Annotated in this window: 18 protein-coding genes; 11 read left to right on the top strand and 7 right to left on the bottom strand. The window is 64.9% G+C overall.

Going from position 1 to position 18,434, the window contains the following annotated elements:
- Nucleotide 1 precedes the first annotated feature (1 nt).
- The 3 genes from ATC04_RS01490 to ATC04_RS01480 are packed head-to-tail and all read left to right on the top strand — an operon-like array spanning nt 2 to nt 2,695.
- Nucleotides 2–847, top strand: coding sequence for a CoA-transferase (locus ATC04_RS01490; protein ID WP_047120428.1), 846 nt, complete (start codon nt 2–4; stop codon nt 845–847).
- Nucleotides 840–1,607 carry a CoA-transferase gene (locus ATC04_RS01485; protein WP_047120429.1) on the top strand — a complete coding sequence of 256 codons (768 nt, stop codon included), beginning with the start codon at nt 840–842 and terminating at the stop codon, nt 1,605–1,607. Before ATC04_RS01490 ends, ATC04_RS01485 begins: the two co-directional genes overlap by 8 nt.
- Entirely contained in the window at nt 1,604–2,695 is a 1,092-nt protein-coding gene (locus ATC04_RS01480; RefSeq protein WP_047120430.1) for a nitronate monooxygenase, read from the top strand. Before ATC04_RS01485 ends, ATC04_RS01480 begins: the two co-directional genes overlap by 4 nt.
- A 992-nt stretch (nt 2,696–3,687) precedes the next feature.
- Here the strand turns inward: ATC04_RS01480 and ATC04_RS19145 are convergent.
- Nucleotides 3,688–3,966 carry a hypothetical protein gene (locus ATC04_RS19145; RefSeq protein ID WP_146956024.1) on the bottom strand — a complete coding sequence of 93 codons (279 nt, stop codon included), beginning with the start codon at nt 3,964–3,966 and terminating at the stop codon, nt 3,688–3,690.
- A 159-nt stretch (nt 3,967–4,125) separates the two neighbouring features.
- Nucleotides 4,126–4,575 carry a MarR family transcriptional regulator gene (locus ATC04_RS01470; protein ID WP_231735873.1) on the bottom strand — a complete coding sequence of 150 codons (450 nt, stop codon included), beginning with the start codon at nt 4,573–4,575 and terminating at the stop codon, nt 4,126–4,128.
- Nucleotides 4,576–4,657: 82 nt separating this feature from the next.
- Between ATC04_RS01470 and ATC04_RS01465 the strand changes: the two genes are divergently transcribed.
- Nucleotides 4,658–6,106, top strand: coding sequence for an MFS transporter (locus tag ATC04_RS01465; protein WP_231735872.1), 1,449 nt, complete (start codon nt 4,658–4,660; stop codon nt 6,104–6,106).
- 153 nt (nt 6,107–6,259) lie between these two features.
- On the opposite strand, the gene ATC04_RS01460 is transcribed toward ATC04_RS01465, so the two are convergent.
- From ATC04_RS01460 to ATC04_RS01450, 3 genes are read right to left on the bottom strand one after another with little or no spacing between them, the layout of a single operon-like run.
- Nucleotides 6,260–7,411, bottom strand: a complete 1,152-nt coding sequence (locus ATC04_RS01460) for an acetyl-CoA C-acetyltransferase (protein ID WP_047120432.1) — start codon at nt 7,409–7,411, stop codon at nt 6,260–6,262.
- Nucleotides 7,412–7,423: 12 nt separating this feature from the next.
- Entirely contained in the window at nt 7,424–8,227 is an 804-nt protein-coding gene (locus ATC04_RS01455) for an SDR family oxidoreductase (RefSeq protein ID WP_047120433.1), read from the bottom strand.
- A complete protein-coding gene (locus tag ATC04_RS01450; RefSeq protein ID WP_082124024.1) occupies nt 8,224–9,393 on the bottom strand; it encodes an acyl-CoA dehydrogenase family protein in 1,170 nt (389 codons plus the stop codon). The genes ATC04_RS01455 and ATC04_RS01450 overlap by 4 nt, the downstream gene beginning before the upstream one ends.
- A gap of 151 nt (nt 9,394–9,544) precedes the next feature.
- Between ATC04_RS01450 and ATC04_RS01445 the strand changes: the two genes are divergently transcribed.
- From ATC04_RS01445 to ATC04_RS01425, 5 genes are all read left to right on the top strand, one after another.
- A complete protein-coding gene (locus ATC04_RS01445; protein WP_047120435.1) occupies nt 9,545–10,396 on the top strand; it encodes an enoyl-CoA hydratase in 852 nt (283 codons plus the stop codon).
- On the top strand, nt 10,397–11,575 hold the full coding sequence (locus ATC04_RS01440) for an acyl-CoA dehydrogenase family protein (protein WP_047120436.1): 1,179 nt from the start codon (nt 10,397–10,399) through the stop codon (nt 11,573–11,575). It begins immediately after the preceding gene.
- Nucleotides 11,572–12,558 carry an acyl-CoA dehydrogenase family protein gene (locus ATC04_RS01435; RefSeq protein WP_047120437.1) on the top strand — a complete coding sequence of 329 codons (987 nt, stop codon included), beginning with the start codon at nt 11,572–11,574 and terminating at the stop codon, nt 12,556–12,558. The genes ATC04_RS01440 and ATC04_RS01435 overlap by 4 nt, the downstream gene beginning before the upstream one ends.
- Nucleotides 12,559–12,566: 8 nt before the next feature.
- Entirely contained in the window at nt 12,567–13,682 is a 1,116-nt protein-coding gene (locus ATC04_RS01430; RefSeq protein ID WP_047120438.1) for an acyl-CoA dehydrogenase family protein, read from the top strand.
- Between the two features lie 194 nt (nt 13,683–13,876).
- Nucleotides 13,877–14,338 carry a DUF3817 domain-containing protein gene (locus ATC04_RS01425; protein WP_047120439.1) on the top strand — a complete coding sequence of 154 codons (462 nt, stop codon included), beginning with the start codon at nt 13,877–13,879 and terminating at the stop codon, nt 14,336–14,338.
- Between the two features lie 260 nt (nt 14,339–14,598).
- Here ATC04_RS01425 and ATC04_RS01420 read toward each other — a convergent pair whose 3' ends face one another.
- Nucleotides 14,599–15,330, bottom strand: coding sequence for a hypothetical protein (locus tag ATC04_RS01420; protein WP_152666913.1), 732 nt, complete (start codon nt 15,328–15,330; stop codon nt 14,599–14,601).
- A 615-nt stretch (nt 15,331–15,945) separates the two neighbouring features.
- Between ATC04_RS01420 and ATC04_RS01415 the strand changes: the two genes are divergently transcribed.
- Entirely contained in the window at nt 15,946–16,818 is an 873-nt protein-coding gene (locus ATC04_RS01415; protein WP_047120441.1) for a CoA-transferase, read from the top strand.
- Nucleotides 16,811–17,578, top strand: coding sequence for a CoA-transferase (locus ATC04_RS01410; RefSeq protein ID WP_047120442.1), 768 nt, complete (start codon nt 16,811–16,813; stop codon nt 17,576–17,578). The genes ATC04_RS01415 and ATC04_RS01410 overlap by 8 nt, the downstream gene beginning before the upstream one ends.
- A 55-nt stretch (nt 17,579–17,633) precedes the next feature.
- Here the strand turns inward: ATC04_RS01410 and ATC04_RS18620 are convergent, their stop codons facing one another.
- Entirely contained in the window at nt 17,634–18,176 is a 543-nt protein-coding gene (locus ATC04_RS18620) for a DUF1016 N-terminal domain-containing protein (RefSeq protein ID WP_082124025.1), read from the bottom strand.
- Nucleotides 18,177–18,434 lie beyond the last annotated feature (258 nt).

Raw genomic sequence — 18,434 nt, 5'->3', positions numbered from 1 at the left:
CATGACCGGCAAGGTCATCGCGGCGCAGTCGCTGCAGGGCTTGTTCCAGGACGGGATGACCATCGGCATCGGTGGCTGGGGGTCCCGGCGCAAGCCCATGGCCCTGGTCGCCGCGCTGGTGCGCTCCGGAGCCAAGGACCTGCGCATCGTCAGCTTCGGCGGCCCGGACGTCGGCACGCTGTGCGCCACCGGGCAGGTGCGCGAGGTCGTCCACGGGTTCGTCACCCTGGATTCCATCGCAGTTGACCCGCACTTCGCGGCCGCCCGCCAATCCGGGGCCATCGCCACCACGGAACTTGACGAATCGATGCTGGTCTCCGGGCTGCGCGCGGCCGGCCGGCGCCTGCCCTTCGAGGTCACCCGCACCGGACTGGGCTCGGACGTGCTGACAGTCAACCCGCAGATCCGCACCATCACCTCACCCTACGAGGACGGCGAAACGCTGGTGGCGATGCCTGCGGTGCCGCTGGATCTGGCGCTGATCCACCTGAACCGCGCCGACGCGCTGGGCAACGGGCAGTGCCTGGGCCCCGACCCCTACGTGGACGACCTGTTCGCCCGGGCCGCCGCGCGCACCGTCCTCAGCGCCGAATCGGTGGTTAGCACCCGGGAACTGACCGAGGGCGCGCACCCTTCCACGCTGCTGCTGAACCGCACCATGGTGGACCACGTCTACGAGGCCCCCGGCGGCGCCCACTTCACCACCTGCCTGCCGGCGTACCCGCGCAACGAGGAGCTGCAGCGCGAGTACGCCCGCGCGGCGTCCGATCCCGCACTGTGGGAGCGCTACCGCGCCGGGTATCTGGAAAATGAGACCATCTGGCGGAAGGAGGCCGTACATGCCTGAGACCCTGAGCACCGCCACCCGCGCGGAGATCGCCGTGGCAGCCTGCAGCGACCTGTTCCGCGGGCAGCACGACATCCTCGCCAGCCCGGCCGGCATCATTCCCACGCTTGGCGCCCGGCTGGCCGCGCTGACCCACGCGCCCTCGCTCATGCTCAGCGACGGCGAGTCCACCATCTACGGGGACGTCCCGGCCCTGGGCGGGGTAAGCGAGTTCAGCGCCGGCTACCTGCCCTACCGCGAGCTCTTCGAGCTGATCGCCGCCGGCAAGCGCCATGTGGTGATGGGCGGAGCGCAGATCGACCGGGAGGGAAACCACAACTTCTCGGCCATCGGGGACCACTTCCAGCCGCACCGCCAGCTGCTCGGCTCCCGGGCCGCGGCCACCAACACCATCAACCACGCCACCAGCTACTGGATCGCCCGGCAGTCCACGCGCAGCTTCGTGCGCGACGTCGACTTCGTGACCGGGGTCGGCGCGAACCGCGCCAAGGCCGCCGGCCCCGGGGCGGCGCGCTTCCACCACGTGCACCGGGTGGTCACCAACCTCGGAGTCTACGACTTCAGCGGGCCGGGCGGCACCATGGCGCTGCTCAGCCTGCACCCCGGGGTTCCCCTGGACGAGGTGCTGGACGCAACCGGCTTCGAGCTGCACGCGCCGGAAACGATCCCTGCCACCCGCCTGCCCGACGAGCAGGAGCTTCGACTGATTCGCGAGGTCCTGGACCCCGCCCACCGCAGAGAACAAGAGGTCAGCCCTTGAGCACCACGAACCGCATCCGCACCTCCCTGACCGAGCTCACCGGAATCCAGCACCCAGTGGTGCAGACCGGCATGGGCTGGGTCGCCGGGCCAAGCCTGGTCACCGCCACCGCCGAGGCCGGCGGCCTGGGCATCCTCGCCTCGGCGACCATGACCTACGACGAGCTTGAAAAGGCCATCGTGGAGACCAAGTCCCGCACCGACAAACCCTTCGGCGTCAATCTGCGCGCCGATGCGGCCGACGCCATGGACCGGGTGAATCTGCTGATCAAGCACGGCGTGAAGGTGGCCTCCTTCGCACTGGCGCCCAAGCGCGAGCTGATCGACAAGCTCAAGGAAAACGACGCGGTGGTCATCCCCTCGGTCGGCCTGCCGCGCCATGCGGAAAAGGTCGCCTCCTGGGGGGCCGACGCGGTGATGATCCAGGGTGGCGAAGGCGGCGGCCACACCGGCGCCACCCCGACCACCCTGCTGCTGCCCACCGTGCTGGATGCGGTGGACATCCCGGTGATCGCGGCCGGCGGGTTCTTCGACGGGCGCGGCCTGGCCGCCGCGCTGTCCTACGGCGCGGCCGGCATCGGCATGGGCACCCGCTTCCTGCTCACCAGCGACAGCGCCGTGCCCGAGCACATCAAGAAGCGCTACCTCGAATTCGGGCTGGACGGCACCGTGGTGACCACCAAGGCCGACGGCATGCCGCACCGCCTGCTGCGCACCGAGTTCATCGACAGCTTGGAATCCGGCTCGCCGCTGGGCCGAATGCTGGGCACCGCGCGGCGCACCCTGCAGTTCAAGGAGCTTTCCGGGCAGACCTGGCTGGGACTGGCCCGCGACGGACTGCGCATGAAGCGCAGCACCGGGCGCAGCTGGGGCCAGATGATGCTCGCCGCCAACACCCCGATGCTGCTCAAGGCCGGTCTGGTCAATGGCGATACGCAGGCCGGCATGCTGGCTTCCGGACAGGTAGTCGGCGTCATCGACGACCTGCCGACCTGCGAGCAGCTCGTGGACCGCATCATCGATGACGCTGTTGAACGCCTCTCGGTGCTTCCGGGCTTCGTGCAGAACAGCAAGGACGCCCTCGCGTAGGACAGTCCCTCAGGCCATGCAGCCCGCCGTGCGGGCAGCGAGTTTTCGCTGCCGGCACGGCGGTTTTTGCGTGCCGCCGCGTCCGCGCGGCAGTTCCAGCGACCGGACCGCGGGATGCGCGCTCTGGAATCACTCGAATTCTGGCAGAGTCCGATAGTTCTTGCCAGGCGATTCGACATGTTTGCGCCAGTGCAGCGCACCCTGGATTCGAAAAACAATTACCAGCCCGCTGAGGGAACCAGTCCGACTTTGTCGCGAAGCTCCGGGCGCTCTGCATGGGAAATCCCCGGCGCGAACTTCACCGTCCACCGGAACATTCACGTGGGGCTTCGCGCAAGTTCCTCGAAAAGTGGACTACTTTTTCCCATGGTATTTCATGGACACTGCGCAGCATCGCGAATCCACGCCGAAACCTGCGTTGGCGAGGTGTGCGCCGTGACTGATGTGGCCGCTCGGAAAGATACAAACAAGGTGGAGCCAGTACACATGCCGGTTGCCATGATTGGAGCCAAGGAATCCGTCACCGATGCCATGGGCCTGGTGTGAATGCGCGGGAAAACGGTCCTCGTGGCCATCATCGACCCAGCTTCCGATGAGCTCAAGCTACTGAGTTGCCAGGCCCAATCAGGCATTGAAACCGTTGACGTTGAAGCGGATGCCATGCAGATCGGATCGCTGTTCGCGCGAGCCGAGCTCGAAGTCATGCTCACCTGCCGGGTGAAGTATTGGAAGCACAGCGCAGTCGCGCATCTGGTCCCGAGTTTCCGGGTACGCCGGCACCAGGATGCCGCAATACGTGCGGCGGCTCGCCATCTAGTCCGACACGGCCATTGCGGAGCGTCGGTACGCCGCCCGCGCATGATTGAGGCCGTTCCATCAAGATGGAACGGCCTCAACTCTTGTGCCAAGCAATCCTGCTCCGGAAAGCTCGGACGCCGCGAATACAGCTGGCAACTCGAATCGCCCTTTCGACTATCAATATGGACTGCCCGTCATTTCGGAGGGAAGCGCCTCGACGAATTACCTGAAGCATCATTGACTCCGGAGGAATTTTCGCCTTGCGCAAGCCGGCGCACACAGCTCAAAAGCTCCTGGACTTCCTCGGCCCGCCCATTCCAGTATCCGGAACCCAGACCGAAGCCGTTGGCGGCTTGGCCGGCGATGCGGCGCAAGCCGTCACGATGCGCTTCCAGCGCGGTTGTCAGGTCGTCATATTGATCCGTTGTCAGGGACAGTGACAAGTTGTAGTTTTTGCTTTCGCATCCATCCATTGTTCACTCCTCGCTGGTCCAAACGTTCAACGGTCGTCCCGAGACTACGCTTCAATACACCGATCTTCGATGCATCCAAGGTTTCATTCAGACTTCGTGCCCGTCTGGCCATGGTCGAGATGGCAGCTGGAAAAGCCCCGCACGCGGCTACCGCGGGGGTCAACGTGAATTCTTGACGTCCCGGAACTCCTCGATGGCTCCGTTGTAGCGCCGCAGCAGTTCGGCAAAAGTGTTGACGTCCTCCGCCGACCAGTCTGCAGTGATGGCGTCGAGGTCCTGGATATATCCGTCACGGTCGGTTTCCAGCATGTCGCGGCCATGCGAGGTCATCGTCAGCTTTCGGGCGGCGCTTCCGTTCGGGTCCAAGCCGCGCTCCAGCAACCCGTCGCGCACAATCGCGGCCACTTGCCGCTGCAAGGTCGAGGCGTCCAGACGCAGCGCGGAGCTCAGCTCGCCGATCGTCATCGGCCCGCGCGCATCGATATGGCTCAGGATCAGGTACGCGCTGCGGTCCAATCCGTTTCCCCGCCGATGCTGCGCCACGAAATAGCGGCTGAGAAGCATCTGCTCGTACTCGATATCTGCAGTGTGTCGCTTGATGGTATTCACGCCCTTTCAGGCCTTCCATCGTACCCCGGAATGTGTATTATGAATACTGTATGTATCTTACACATCACCCTGAAAGGACCCCTTGACGCATCGCGCCCAAAAATCCGCCACTCGTCCGGGAACCGCCGTCGGCATCCTGGCAACTGCCGGCATCGCTTCTGCACTGACGCAGACGATGGTTGCGCCCCTGATCCCGCAACTGCCCGAGATCTTCAATACCTCCGCCGACAACACCGCTTGGATCGTGACGGCCACGCTGCTCGCCGGAGCGGTGGCCGTCCCGATTTCCGGACGCCTGGGTGACCTCTTCGGCAAGCGCCGGATGATCCTGATCCTCGCTCTGCCTTTGATTCTCGGCGGATTGGTCTGCGCCTTCGCCCCCAACGTCACGATCATGATCATCGGCCGCGCCCTGCAGGGCTTCGGTTCGGGCATGATCCCGCTGGGCATCGCCATGCTGCGCGACCTCGTGCCCAAGGAACAGCTCTCCTCCGCCATCGCCACTGTCAGCGCCACCTTGGGAGCTGGCGGCGCCATCGGGCTGCCAATTTCCGCCGCGGTCATCGAATTCTCCGATTGGCGCGCATTGTTCGTCGGCGGCTCCGTGGTCACCTTGATCGTCGCATTGCTGATCTGGAAGTTCATCCCGGGCATGAAGGCCGGAGCCGCCGGCCAGCGCTTCGACTGGCTCGGCGCCATCGGCCTGTCCACGGGCATCCTGGCGCTGATGCTGGCCATCTCCAAGGGCTCTTTCTGGGGCTGGGCCTCGCCGCTGACCCTGTGCCTCTTCGGCCTGTCGCTGCTGGCGCTGGTCTTCTGGGGCTTCTGGGAGCTGCGGACCACCGACCCCCTGGTTGACTTGCGCACCGCGGCCATCCCCCGCGTATTGCTGACCAACATCGCCTCGATCTTCGTCGGCTTCGGCATGTACGTCAGCATGCTGCTCATGCCGCAGATCCTGCAACTGCCATCCAGCACCGGATACGGCTTGGGCCAGTCCGTTTTGGCCGCCGGTCTGTGGGTCGCCCCGGCCGGCTTCATGATGCTGATCCTCTCGCCGGTGGGCGGCAAGCTCTCCGACAAGCTGGGCGCCAAGTTCACGCTGATGCTGGGCATCTCCATCCTGGCCGTCGGCTACGTGGTGGGCCTGTGGGGCATGGGAAGCACCTGGGGCCTGCTGCTCACCGCGACCCTGGTCAACAGCGGCGTGGCCTTCGCCTACGGAGCCATGCCATCGATCATCATGAGCTCGGTGCCGCGCAGCGAAACCGCCGCGGCCAACGGCTTCAACACGCTAATGCGTTCGCTGGGGACCACCGCCAGCGCCGCGGTCATCGGCCTGGTGCTGGCCCAGATGTCCACCGACTTCCATGGCGCCATGATCCCGACCGAGCAGGGTTTCCGCACGGCACTGCTGCTCGGCGCCGGGTTCTCCGTGGCCGCCGTGATCTTGGCCGGCTTCATTCCGAAGAACCCGCCGCATGGCGAGCTGGAACCTGTCGACGTTCCGTTGTCGGTCAACGCCAAGTAGTTCCCCGGGCAGTGCCGATGCCCTGCATAGGGCAGGCACAGTTCCGGGTCCTACAGTTATAAGTACCTCATAAAGGTGCGAGTGATGATCGAAAAGATCCCCGCCGGGTCTACCCGGCGGGGATCTTTGGTTAATGGGCTTGCGGGCCGAAGGCTAGAGCCGCTCGATGATCGTGACGTTAGCCTGGCCGCCGCCCTCGCACATCGTCTGCAGGCCGTAGCGGCCGCCGGTGCGTTCCAGCTCATTGAGCAGCGTGGTCATCAGCCGGGTGCCGGTGGCGCCGATCGGGTGGCCCAGGGCGATGCCGCCGCCGTTGACGTTGACCTTCTCGCGGTCGATACCCAGCTCGTCCATCCAAGCCAGCACGACCGGGGCGAAGGCCTCGTTGCATTCGAACAGGTCGATCTCGTCCACGCCCATGCCTGCGCGCTCCAGCGCATACTTCGTTGCGCGGATCGGGCCGGTGAGCATCCACACCGGGTCGTCGGCGCGCACCGACATGTGGTGGATGCGGGCACGCGGGGTCAGCCCGTGCTCTTCCACCGCCTTCTTAGAGGCGATCAGCACGGCGCTGGCACCGTCGCAGATCTGCGAGGCCACCGCGGCGGTCAGCCGGCCGTCCTCGGTGAGCGTGTTCAGCGTCGCCATCTTTTCCAGCGTGGTGCCGCGGCGGATGGTCTCGTCCTGCTCCAGGCCGTTCAGCGGAACAACCTGCGAGTCGAAGCGGCCCTCGTCCACGGCGGCGGCTGCGCGCTCATGGCTTTCCAGCGCGAACTGCTCCATGCGCTCGCGGGTGATGTCCCACTTCTCGGCGATCATCTCCGCCCCGCGGAACTGCGAGACCTCCTGGTCGCCGTAGCGGGCGACCCAGCCAGGGGACTCGGCGAAGGGCGTGGTGAATCCGAACTCGGCGCCGGCGATCATGGCCGCAGAGATCGGGATCTTGGACATGTTCTGCACACCGCCGGCGATGATCAAATCTGCGGTGCCGGACATGACGCCCTGCGCCGCGAAGTGCACCGCCTGCTGGCTGGAACCGCACTGGCGGTCGATGGTCACGCCCGGCACATGGTCCGGCAGCCCGGCCACCAGCCATGCGGTGCGGGCGATGTCGCCGGCCTGGGAGCCCAGGGTGTCGGTGCATCCGAAGATCACGTCGTCCACCGCGCCGGGGTCGATGCCGGTGCGCTCGACCAGCGCCGAGATCACGTGGGCGCCTAGGTCGGCCGAGTGGATTTCGGCCAGCGAACCGCCGCGGCGGCCCACCGGGGTGCGCACGGCGTCAATAATGTAAGCATCAGTCATCTGTTCTCTCCTTTAGGCCTGCTGGCTGCTGACGGGGACCACTTCACCGGTCATGTACGAGGAATAGTCGCTGGCCAGGAAGACCATGACGTTGGCGATTTCCCAGGGCTCGGCGGCGCGGCCGAAGGCCTCGCGGGAGGTCAGCTCCTCCAGCAGCTCGTCCGAGGTGACCTTGGCCAGGAACGGGTGCATGGCCAGCGACGGGGCGACCGCGTTGATGCGGATGCCGTGCGGAGCCACGTCCATGGCTGCCGAGCGAGTCAGTGCCATGACGCCTGCCTTCGCGGCGGCATAGTGGGCCTGCCCTTCCTGGGCGCGCCAGCCGATCACCGAGGCGTTGTTGATGATGACGCCCTTGGTGCCGTTCTTCACCATGCGCTGGCTGGCGGCGCGCACGGAGCGGAAGGTGCCGGTGAGGGTCACGTTCACGACCTTCTCCCACTGCTCGTCTTCCATGTCCAGGATGGAGGCGGTGCCGCCCAGCCCGGCGTTGTTGATCATGACGTCCACGCCGCCGGCTTCCTCGGCGACGTCCAGCAGCGCCTGGACCTGCTCCTCGTTGGTCACGTCGCAGACGGCGAAGCGCACACGCTCGGCGCCGAACTCAGCGCCGAGTTCATTGGCGGAGGCCTCGAGCCGGCCGGCGTGGGTATCGCCCAGCACCACCAGGTCCGCACCTTCCTCCAGGCAGCGGCGTGCCGCCGCGGCCCCAATGCCGGCTCCGGCTGCGGCGGTCACGACAACGCGTCGTCCGGCGAGCAGACCATGGGCGGGAACGTATTCTGGCGCCGGCTGTGCGATGCGCTGGATGGTCATACTCGTGCCTCCTTGGGCAGGCCGAGCACGCGCTCGGCGATTACGTTGCGTTGGATTTCGTCCGATCCCCCGTAGAGGGTATCGGCGCGGCTGAAGAGATACAGGGCCTGCAGCTCGTCGAGCTCATACGGCGCCTGCGCGACGGTCAGCCCGCCAGCGCCGGCTACGGCCATGGCCAGCTCGCCCAGCGAGCGGTGCCATGGAGCCCACAGCAGCTTGGTGATCGAGGCCTCGATACCCTGCTCGCCGCTGAGCGTGCGCAGCCCGTGCATGCGAAGCATATCCAGCCCCATCTGGGACTTGACGATCTGGTCTTGGATAATGGGATCCTCGATCGCTCCGTTGGTGCGCGCCAGGTCGATGATCAGCTGCAGCTCGCGCTGGAAGGCGATCTGCTGGGCGAGCGTGGAGACGCCGCGTTCGAAGCCCAGGGTGCCCATGGCCACCGACCAGCCCGCGCCGGGCTCGCCCACCACCAGGTCCTCATCAGTGGTGGCGCCGTCGAAGAAGACCTCGTTGAACTCCGAGGTTCCGGTCAGCTGCAGGATCGGGCGGATCTCCACGCCGGGCTGGTCCATCGGAACCAGCAGGTAGGACAGGCCGCGATGCTTCACGGATCCCGGCTCGGTGCGGGCGATGACGAAGCACCAGTCAGCGGTGTGCGCCAGCGAGGTCCACACCTTCTGGCCGTCGACAACCCACTTTCCGTCTTCCAGCCGGGCCTTGGTCTTCACCCCGGCCAGGTCGGAGCCTGCTCCCGGCTCCGAGTAGCCTTGGCACCATAGTTCCTCGACCGCGATGATCTTGGGCAGGAACCGGGCCTGCTGCTCGGGAGTGCCGAAGGCGATCAGGGTCGGGCCCAGCAGTTCCTCGCCCAGGTGGTTCACGCGAGCCGGTGCATTGGCCCGGGCGTACTCCTCGTGGAAGATGACCTGCTGCTGCAGGCTCAGCCCGCGGCCGCCGTGCTCCTTGGGCCAGCTGACGCAGCTCCAGCCGTGGGCGGCCATGTGCTGGTTCCACTCCAGGCGTTCCTCGAAGGCTTCGTGCTCGCGCCCCGAGCCGCCCAGTCCGCGCAGTGCGGCGAACTTGCCGACGAGGTTTGCTTCAAGCCAAGCCCGGAATTCCTGACGAAACGCGTCATCTTCCGCCGAATAATTCAGATCCACGACATCTCCCTCACTCTCGATATCCATTGGTCTCTCGGTTGATCTTCGCTTATGCTAGCAAACCAAGCACTTGTTTGGTTACTGTAGTCCCAAGCAAGTTTTCACGGCTGGGTTCCCAGCCGAAATGCGACACAGGATAAGGAGGCCCGCGATGACTCTGAACGACAGTGACGGCGTCGTAACCTACGAAGTGCGCGGCACCACGGCGATCATTCGACTGAACCGCCCCGAGTACCGCAACGCACAGAACTCGAAAATGACCTATGCCCTGGACGCCGCGTTCACCCGCGCCGTCGAGGACGACGCGGTCAAGGCCATCGTGCTGGCGGGCAACGGCAAGCACTTCAGCGCAGGCCACGACATCGGCACCCCGGAGCGCGACGCCGACCAGAGCTTCGAGCGCAAGGCAGTGGTCTGGTGGGACCACGTCGGCGCCGAGGGCGTCGACTCCCGCTTCGCCCGCGAATCCGAGGTCTACCTGGGCATGTGCCGCCGCTGGCGCGAACTGCCCAAGCCCGTCATCGCCATGGTCCACGGCGCCTGCATCGCTGGCGGCCTGATGCTGGCCTGGTCCTGCGACTTCATCGTGGCCAGCGAAGACGCATTCTTCTCGGACCCGGTGGTCCGCATGGGTATTCCCGGCGTGGAATACTTCGCCCACCCGTGGGTCACCAACCCCCGCGCGGCCAAGGAAATGCTGTTCACCGGCGACCGCTTCACGGCCCGCCGCGCCTACGAGCTGGGCATGGTCAACCACGTCGTTGACCGCGAACTGCTCGAGGAGCACACGCTGAATTTGGCCGAGCGCATCGGCGCCATGCCCCGCCTCGGCCTGGCCCTGGCCAAGAAGGCGGTCAACCAATCCGAGGACCTGCAGGGCCTGCGCGCCGGCATGGACTCGGTCTTCGGGCTGCACCACGCAGCCCACGCACACAACGCAGAGGTCGGCAAGGATTCCCTGGCCGGCATGGGAGCCAAGAACATGGCGGAGGCGGCAAAATAAATGGATCTTGACCTGACAGAAGAGCAGCTCGCGTTCGCTGCCGAAGCACGCGCCTGGCTGGCCGAAAACGTGCCGGCCACCCCGCTGCCCTCCATGGACACCGAGGAGGGCTTCGCCGCCCACCGTCAGTGGGAAGCCAAGCTGGCCGAAGGACGCTGGTCCGTCGTGTCCTGGCCGGAGGAATACGGGGGCCGCGGCGCCGGGCTGATCGAGTGGGTGCTCTTCGAGGAGGAGTACTACCGCGCCGGAGCCCCGACCCGCGTGGCGCAGAACGGCATCTCGCTGCTGGCCCCGATCCTGTTCGGGCACGGCACCGTGGCGCAGCATGAGCGTTTCCTGCGCGACATGACCGACGGCACCCTGATCTGGGCCCAGGCCTGGTCCGAACCGGGCGCCGGCAGCGACCTGGCCTCCATCCGCAGCACCGCCAAGCGCGACGACGAGCGCGGCGGCTGGATCCTGAACGGCCAGAAGACCTGGAGCTCGCGCGCCCCGTGGGCCGACCGCGGCTTCGGCCTGTTCCGCTCGGATCCCGAGGCGCAGCGCCACCGCGGCCTGACCTACTTCCTGTTCCCGCTGGATGCGCCGGGCCTGACGGTCCGCCCGATCACCCAGCTGGATGGCACCACCGGGTTCGCGGAGCTGTTCTTCGACGACGTGTTCGTCGCGGACGAGGATGTGCTCGGCGCCCCGGGCGACGGCTGGCGCGTGGCCATGAGCACCGCCGGCAACGAGCGCGGCCTGTCGCTGCGCTCCCCCGGCCGCTTCTGCGCCGCCACCGACCGCCTGATCGACTTGTGGCAGCGCAACCAGGAGCAGGATCCATTCGCCCAGGACGCGGTGGTGGACGCCTGGATCAAGTCCGAGGCCTACCGCCTGTACACCTGGGGCACCGTCAGCACGCTGCAGGAAGGCGGCGACATCGGCGCCGAGGGCAGCGTGAACAAGGTCTTCTGGTCCGAACTGGACATCGCGATCCACCAGACCGGCCTGGACCTGCTCGGCCCGGCCGCGGAACTGCGCTCCGCCTCCGCGGAGGCCGGCGGACGCTGGGTGGATGACTACATCTTCGCCCTGGGCGGCCCGATCTACGCGGGCACCAACGAAATCCAGCGCAACATCATTGCAGAACGCATACTTGGCCTGCCACGCGGCGGCGACGGACGGAAGGCGTCATGAAATTCGTAATCAGTGAGGAACAGCGGGCGCTGGCCGAGGCCATCGACCAGGTCATCGAATCCGTGGGCGGCACCGCCGTGGCCCGCGCGGCCTCGGAAGGCGATGCGGCGCCGGCCCGCGCACTGTGGGAGCAGCTTGCCGAGCTCGGCCTGCTGGGCCTGTGCATCGACGAGGCCGACGGCGGCATGGGCGGCACCCCGGTGGACCTGATCGTCGCCTTCGAGCGCCTGGGCTACCACGCAGCCCCGGGCCCCTACCTGGAATCCGCGGCATTGCTGCCGGATCTGGTGGACCCAGCCCTGCGCGAATCCCTGGCCGACGGTTCGGTGATCGCCACCGCCGCGATCCCTGGCTTCGTGCCTTACGCGCTGGATGCGCAGCTGTGCTCGCAGCAGTTCATCGTCACCGAGGATTCCATCACCCCTGCCGAGGCAGGGGAAGGCCAGGAGTCCATCGACGCGGCCCGCACCCTGCATGAGCTGGCCCCTGCCGGACCGGCCTCCGCGCTGGATCCGCAGGCCGTGGCGCTGGCCATCGACCGCGCCACTCTGGGCAGCGCCGCCATGCTGCTCGGCGCCGGCGAACGCCTGCTGGAAGAGGCAGTGGCCTACGCCAAGCTGCGCGAGCAGTTCGGCCGCGTCATTGGCGAATATCAGGGGCTGAAGCACCAGCTGGCCAACGTCCGCGTGGCGCTGACCTTCGCCCGCCCGCTGCTCAAGGGCGCGGCCTTGGATCTGGGCACCCCGGCCGGCGAACGCAGCGTGTCCGCCGCCAAGGTCGCCGCCTCGGACGCCGCAATCCTGGCCGCCCGCACCGCACTGCAGGTGCACGGCGCCATCGGCTACACCCAGGAGCACGACCTGAGCCTGTGGCTCACCCGGGTGCACGCGCTGGCTTCGGCCTGGGGCACCGGCCGCTACCACCGTTCACGCATCGCCGCGTCGATCCTGGCTCCCGCCGCGATCCTGTCGCCTGCCAGCTAGAGGACATCATGGACTTCTCATTAACCGACGAACAAAACGAACTGGCCAAGACCCTGCACGCGGTACTGGCCCGCCATGCCGACCCGCTGGCAGTGCGCAGCGCGGCCGAATCCGAGCTCGGCTACGACCCGCAGCTGTGGCAGGTGCTCGCCCAGGAAATCGGCGTCGCCTCCCTGGCGATCCCGGAGGAATTCGGCGGGGCAGGCTGCGGCTGGCTGGAGACCGGACTGGTCCTGGAGACCCTCGGCTACCACCTGGCTCCGTCCCCGCTGCTCTCCTCGGCCGTGCTGGCCACCGCGGCCATCCTCGAATCCGGGAACACCGAGGCCTGCGAGCGACTGCTGCCGGGCATCGCCGAAGGCGAAACCCTGGCCACGCTCGCCTGGGCGGACTCCAAGGGCCGCTGGGATCCCGCATCCAACGACCTTGCCGCCGCCCCGCAGGGCGAGGACTGGGTGCTGAACGGCGAGGCAACCCTGGTGATCGACGGATTGGGCGCCAACCTGGTGCTGGCCGTGGCCCAGACCGAGAACGGACCGGGCATCTTCGAGATCCTGGATCCGGAAGCGATCGGGCGGATCTCCACCCCTGCGGTGGACACCACCCTGCGTTTCGCCACCTACACCCTGGACCAGGTGCCGGCCCGCGCACTGGCCCTGGACGCCGAAGCCGCCCTGGCCAAGGTCCGCGACATCGCCCTGGTGTCGCTGGCCTGCTGGCAGGCGGGCACCGCCCGGCGCGGACTGGACATGACGGTTGAATACTCCAAGCAGCGCGAGCAGTTCGGACGCGCCATCGGATCCTTCCAGGCGCTCAAGCACCGCATGGCCGACATGCTGGTGCAGGTGGAGACCGCGCGCACCGCGGCCTGGGCCGCCGCATGGTCCGCCGGCACCGGAGCCGACGACCTGCCGCAGCGTGCGGCATCCGCCGCGGCCTGGTGCTCGGACGCGCTGGACCACATCGCCGCGGAGTGCGTGCAGCTGCATGGCGGCATCGCCATCACCTGGGAGCACGATGCCCAGCTGGTCTTCAAGCGCGCCCATGCCACCAGCCAGCTCTTCGGGCAAGCCCGGACGCACCGCCAGCGTCTCGGCGAACTGCTGGGCCTGACCGCGGCCTAACCGCATCGGCCTCGCAGCAGCCATCCCGTCCGCCGCAGATTCTCGGCGGACGGGATGGCGTCTTTTTTTGCCTCATGCCGGAGCCATAGCCGGCCCATCGTTCAAATTGTGCACACAGGAGCACCCGTTAGACTTTGGTGGGTTCTAAACGGAGAACCGACTTATTCGCAATCCCGAGGGACAGAAATCAAGTTATGTCACCACGCACCCTATTCCGCATCGTTGCCCGGGCCGAGGCTGTCACCTGGACGCTTCTGATCATCGCCATGCTGTTGAAGTACGTCGTGAAGGTGGGCGACTGGCCGGTTTCCATTGCCGGATTCATGCACGGTTTCGTGTTCCTGTCCTACGTTGCCACCGGCGTGCTCGTCGGCATCAACCAGCGCTGGACCAAGCGCTCCATCGTGCTTGCCGCAGCCACCTCGATCGTCCCTTACCTGACGATTCCCTATGAACGCCGCTTGGAGAAGCAGGGACGCCTGGAAGGCGAATGGCGCACCACCAAGAGCGATCACCCGGACGATGACAAGTGGATTGACACCCTGTTCCGCTGGATGGTCGGCCGCCCAATCCTGACCGCGGTGATCGCAGTCGTGAGCGTCGCACTGATCTTCACCGTCATGCTGATCCTGGGCCCTCCAGGAGGCCGCGCCTAGCCCCGGCTTTCCCCGGCAACAGCGCCTCTAACTACGACAAAGCCCCGTCATTTGGCGGGGCTTTTCGTTATGCAGTTCTTGGTCCGGGAGGAACGTAATTTGCCAGGGCAATAATCGCGTCGCTTGGCCTCTTACCGTCCAAGGTAGCCAGTTGGTAGGCTGACTTCGCCCCGTCCGTTATGTATCGAAAGCTGTCAGCGGGATACCTTGCAGTCAGTGGCTCATTGTTCTGGCCGAGCACAATGTAATTGTCCCCAAGTTTAACCACGCGAGCCTTGGTCGTCAGCTGAATATCCGTATCCGTCGCCTTCTTTTTTAGGCTCATCTGCTACCTCCTCTCCCATGCTCATTCTATGGCCGGACCCATGATTCGGCTGAGAAGTTTTGTTTTTGGCAGTTGACGTTTCTATCGTCGCATCACTTGGATCGGCGTTCTCCAACTGGGCGGCACACGATCTCTTACCCTCTTTCTCCTTAGCTTCTAATTCTTCGAGCTCCTTGTCGGTCAGGGAGTCCGGTGCGCTCCCTTCCAAAGCTCTTTGAAGAATTCGATTCAGCATCTCTTTCTCATCCTCCGACACCCGCCATCCGTAGGCTCCAGCTCGCTTGCGCGCTTTCCTTGCCTTTTTCACCGGGGCACCGTCCTCGGCGTTTTTGAGCCAAGGACCGAGAAGCGTCTTGATGAGGTCACTCCCCGCAGCCTTCTGCGCGGCAGTCCCGTGAACCAGATCGATTCCGTATTGCGCTCGTTTCCACCACTGATCCGCGTCGTCAACACGGGGCCTGTAGCGAAGTGTTCGATAAGCGAGGAATGATGCCGTGCCTACAGCTACCAAGGTGCCAATGGGTGCGACCGCCGCCAATGCCTGAGCACCGGGGTGCATCCATTGGAACACCCCGTTTACATAGTCGGCAGGCCTCGTAAAAAACCAAAACAGCCCACACACCGTCAGTGTTCCTGCCACCAGCCAAGCAATTTTTACTCTGCCCATGCGCAAATCGTAGTTTGTTCTCCGTCACGCCGGCAGCACTCTCCACAGGCAAAACACGCAACCGTCGGCCGGATAATTTCGGCAATTGGCCTACTTCTCGTGGTCAGCCACGCAGCGATGCAATCTACGGAGATGAATACAACGGAGCACCCAAGAGAATGAACCGCAGTGCAGGAAATGAACCCACTCTTGGGCAAAAGCGGATTATGTTCGCAATTCCGGATCCGTCCCGCACAGAATGCCCAGCTCGGGCTCGACAGAAATCGTCCGGGACATGCCAATACGTTTTCACGGGCGATGACGTGCCAAATCCTTCGATCCAGCCGTTCGGCCTGCAGATCGCTTGGCCGACCCAACCAACGTTGGAATGTCTACTCGGGATTCAAGCACCGCTTGGTACCTTGCTAGCGCTTGCCGCAGCTGGCCAAACTGGGGCAACTACGTTGCGACCGCAGGCTTCACACTGATGCGAACCTCATGAACCATGAATCAAGTCAACATGCATCACGGTTGCTGACCGATGGGACTGCCCTGACTAATTCATTTCATTCATGCTAGCCTTACAACCAAGCGAGCGCTAGGTTTATTATTCGGTGAAGAAATGAGGGAAACCCAATGCCTGACAAGCGATTGGAACTCAGTGACGCGGTAGCGTCCATCAAGTCTGGAATGACCATCGGCATCGGCGGCTGGGGCTCGCGGCGCAAGCCCATGGCCTTCGTCCGCGAACTGTTGCGGACCGACGTCAAGGACCTGACCGTGGTCTCCTTGGGCGGCCCGGACGTCGGATTGCTGGTCGCAGCCGGCAAGGTCAAGAAGCTGATCTACGGCTTCGTCACCCTGGACAGCATCCCGCTGGATCCTCTGTTCACGGCAGCCCGTGAACGCGGCGAGCTGGAGCTGCAGGAATACGATGAGGGCATGTTCGTGACCGGCCTGCGCGCCGGCGCCGCACGTCTGTCCTTCCTGCCAACCCTTGCAGGTCTTGGCTCCGATGTCCTGCCAGCCAACAAGCATCTGAAGACGGTCAAGTCTCCGTATTCGGACGACGAGTACGTTGCGGTTCCGGCCATCCGCATGGATGTCGCGCTGATCCACGTCAACCGTGCCGACGCAGCCGGCAATGTCCAGTTCCTGGGCCCGGACCCGTACTTCGACGACCTCTACGCAATGGCCGCCGACCGCACCTTCGTGAGCACCGAGAAGATCGTTCCGACCGAAAATCTGCTCGATGAAGGTTCGTACCACACGTTGATGCTCAGCCGCATGTACGTCACCGGCGTCGTCGAGACCCCGCGCGGTGCGCACTTCACCACCTGCGAGCCCGACTACGGCCGCGACGAAGTCTTCCAGAAGCACTACGCTGCATCCGCCAAGGACCCGGCGGCGTGGGATGCCTTCACCGCAGAATTCCTGGCAGGCGACGAGGCGGCATTCCATGCAGCCGTCGAGCGCTTCCACGCAGAAAAGGAGAAAGCCAATGTCTAACGACGCCACCATTGCCGAGATCTGCGTTGCAGCCTGCTCGGACATCTACCGCGAGTCCGGTGAGCTGCTCGCCCATGCGGTGGGCATTGTCCCATCCATTGGCGCACGCCTGGCCAAGCTGACCCATTCGCCGGACATCATCCTCAGCGACGGCGAAGCATTCATGATGAGCGAGGCCTCCCCGCTGGGCAAGCCGGCCGCTGCTGGCGGCGTCATCGAGGGCTGGGCCCCGTTCCGCCGCATCTTCGACATCGTGGCCACCGGCCGCCGCCAGAGCATCATGGGCGCCAGCCAGATCGACCAGTACGGCAACCAGAACATCTCGCTGATCGGCGACTGGGACAAGCCAAAGCGCCAGCTCATCGGCGTGCGCGGCGCTCCTGGCAACACCGCCAACCACCGCGTGGACTACTGGATCGCGCGCCACGGCGCACGCCTGTTCGTCGAGTCCGTAGACATGGTCTCCGGCGTGGGCAACGACCGTGCGAAGGCCGCAGGGCTGAAGCACCACCATCTGGGCGTGATCATCACCAACCTCGCAGTGCTCGGCTACGACGAGAACGGCCGGGTCAAGGTGCTGTCGGTCCATCCGGGCGTGGATCCGCAGGAAGTCACGGACAACACCGGGTTCGCGTTGGATGCCTCCAACGCGCCGGAAACGCGCCTGCCAACCGACGAGGAGCTGCGTCTGATCCGCGAGGTCATCGACCCTCGCGCGCTCCGCAACCGCGAGGTTCCGGTACCGCAGCCAGTTGGCTAACCTATAGAATCGCGAAGCCGGGCCGGGAAGCTGTTTCACAGTTTCCCGGCCCGGCTTATTTAGGGTCCCAACATTCCTTGTCACGAAAAGAGCCGGCCCTTCCCAGCAAGGCACAACTCCTCTTGGGCGGGGATGGATATCTCTGCTTGGTGTGAATTTGATGTTCGAGGGCTGCCGCCGAGCAACCATGCTGAACGGCACGTTGTGCGTTCCATTGCCACAGGTCCTGCTTATCAAGTTCGCTCAAAAGAGCGACATTCTGGCTCCAACTCGATTGTCCAGACGGTGTCTGGACAATTGATTTTTCACCAATCCACGCTGCTGCGAAAGCCCGCATGCTGTATAGGTTCGTTCGTGAAAACCCCTTCATATTCAGAAATTCTTTGCGCAGATCTCGGGTGACCTTGTCGAGCACATTGCTTCCCCACGGAGGATCAGCCTGACGTTCCAGGATGATCTTCCCTATGCTCCAATAGAGTTCAACCAGAGCTATATTAACCGTGCGCTGAGCACGATGTTGCGCATCATGGATCAAGGATTTCAAGGTTGCCAGAGCATCAGTGTATCCATCGGGAAAATCACGTTGAATCAGGGACATGCGCCAACCATAAAGGCCGAAAATGCAGTGTGCCGATCATTCCCAACCGCAAGTGGACAATACCGCTGCCAATAATTTTGCGGCATGATTCCAGGCAGGTTCCCATAAGTACTCGATTTTAATATGGTGATGACTCTGCAACGTGACGGTGACGCCTCGCCGTTGCCCCGGAACCCTTGGTGAGACGTAGATTATCTGCCGGCAATTGCAAAGCGCACGCTCCCGGAGCTATTTCCGGAAGCGTGCGCCAAACTGCCC

Source organism: Arthrobacter sp. YC-RL1 (genome assembly GCF_001454985.1).
Lineage (GTDB): Bacteria > Actinomycetota > Actinomycetes > Actinomycetales > Micrococcaceae > Glutamicibacter > Glutamicibacter soli.
Note: the sequence above shows the minus strand (reverse complement) of the source record. Positions and strands in the feature narration are given on the sequence as shown.

Bases quoted from the DNA above. Each gene is read 5' to 3' on its own strand.
- ATC04_RS01420 (WP_152666913.1), bottom strand. From the start codon at position 15,330: ATGGGCAGAGTAAAAATTGCTTGGCTGGTGGCAGGAACACTGACGGTG.
- ATC04_RS01415 (WP_047120441.1), top strand. From the start codon at position 15,946: ATGCCTGACAAGCGATTGGAACTCAGTGACGCGGTAGCGTCCATCAAG.
- ATC04_RS01430 (WP_047120438.1), top strand. From the start codon at position 12,567: ATGGACTTCTCATTAACCGACGAACAAAACGAACTGGCCAAGACCCTG.
- ATC04_RS01485 (WP_047120429.1), top strand. From the start codon at position 840: ATGCCTGAGACCCTGAGCACCGCCACCCGCGCGGAGATCGCCGTGGCA.
- ATC04_RS01490 (WP_047120428.1), top strand. From the start codon at position 2: ATGACCGGCAAGGTCATCGCGGCGCAGTCGCTGCAGGGCTTGTTCCAG.
- ATC04_RS01425 (WP_047120439.1), top strand. From the start codon at position 13,877: ATGTCACCACGCACCCTATTCCGCATCGTTGCCCGGGCCGAGGCTGTC.
- ATC04_RS01460 (WP_047120432.1), bottom strand. From the start codon at position 7,411: ATGACTGATGCTTACATTATTGACGCCGTGCGCACCCCGGTGGGCCGC.
- ATC04_RS01445 (WP_047120435.1), top strand. From the start codon at position 9,545: ATGACTCTGAACGACAGTGACGGCGTCGTAACCTACGAAGTGCGCGGC.
- ATC04_RS01435 (WP_047120437.1), top strand. From the start codon at position 11,572: ATGAAATTCGTAATCAGTGAGGAACAGCGGGCGCTGGCCGAGGCCATC.
- ATC04_RS01440 (WP_047120436.1), top strand. From the start codon at position 10,397: ATGGATCTTGACCTGACAGAAGAGCAGCTCGCGTTCGCTGCCGAAGCA.
- ATC04_RS01410 (WP_047120442.1), top strand. From the start codon at position 16,811: ATGTCTAACGACGCCACCATTGCCGAGATCTGCGTTGCAGCCTGCTCG.
- ATC04_RS18620 (WP_082124025.1), bottom strand. From the start codon at position 18,176: ATGTCCCTGATTCAACGTGATTTTCCCGATGGATACACTGATGCTCTG.
- ATC04_RS19145 (WP_146956024.1), bottom strand. From the start codon at position 3,966: ATGGATGGATGCGAAAGCAAAAACTACAACTTGTCACTGTCCCTGACA.
- ATC04_RS01455 (WP_047120433.1), bottom strand. From the start codon at position 8,227: ATGACCATCCAGCGCATCGCACAGCCGGCGCCAGAATACGTTCCCGCC.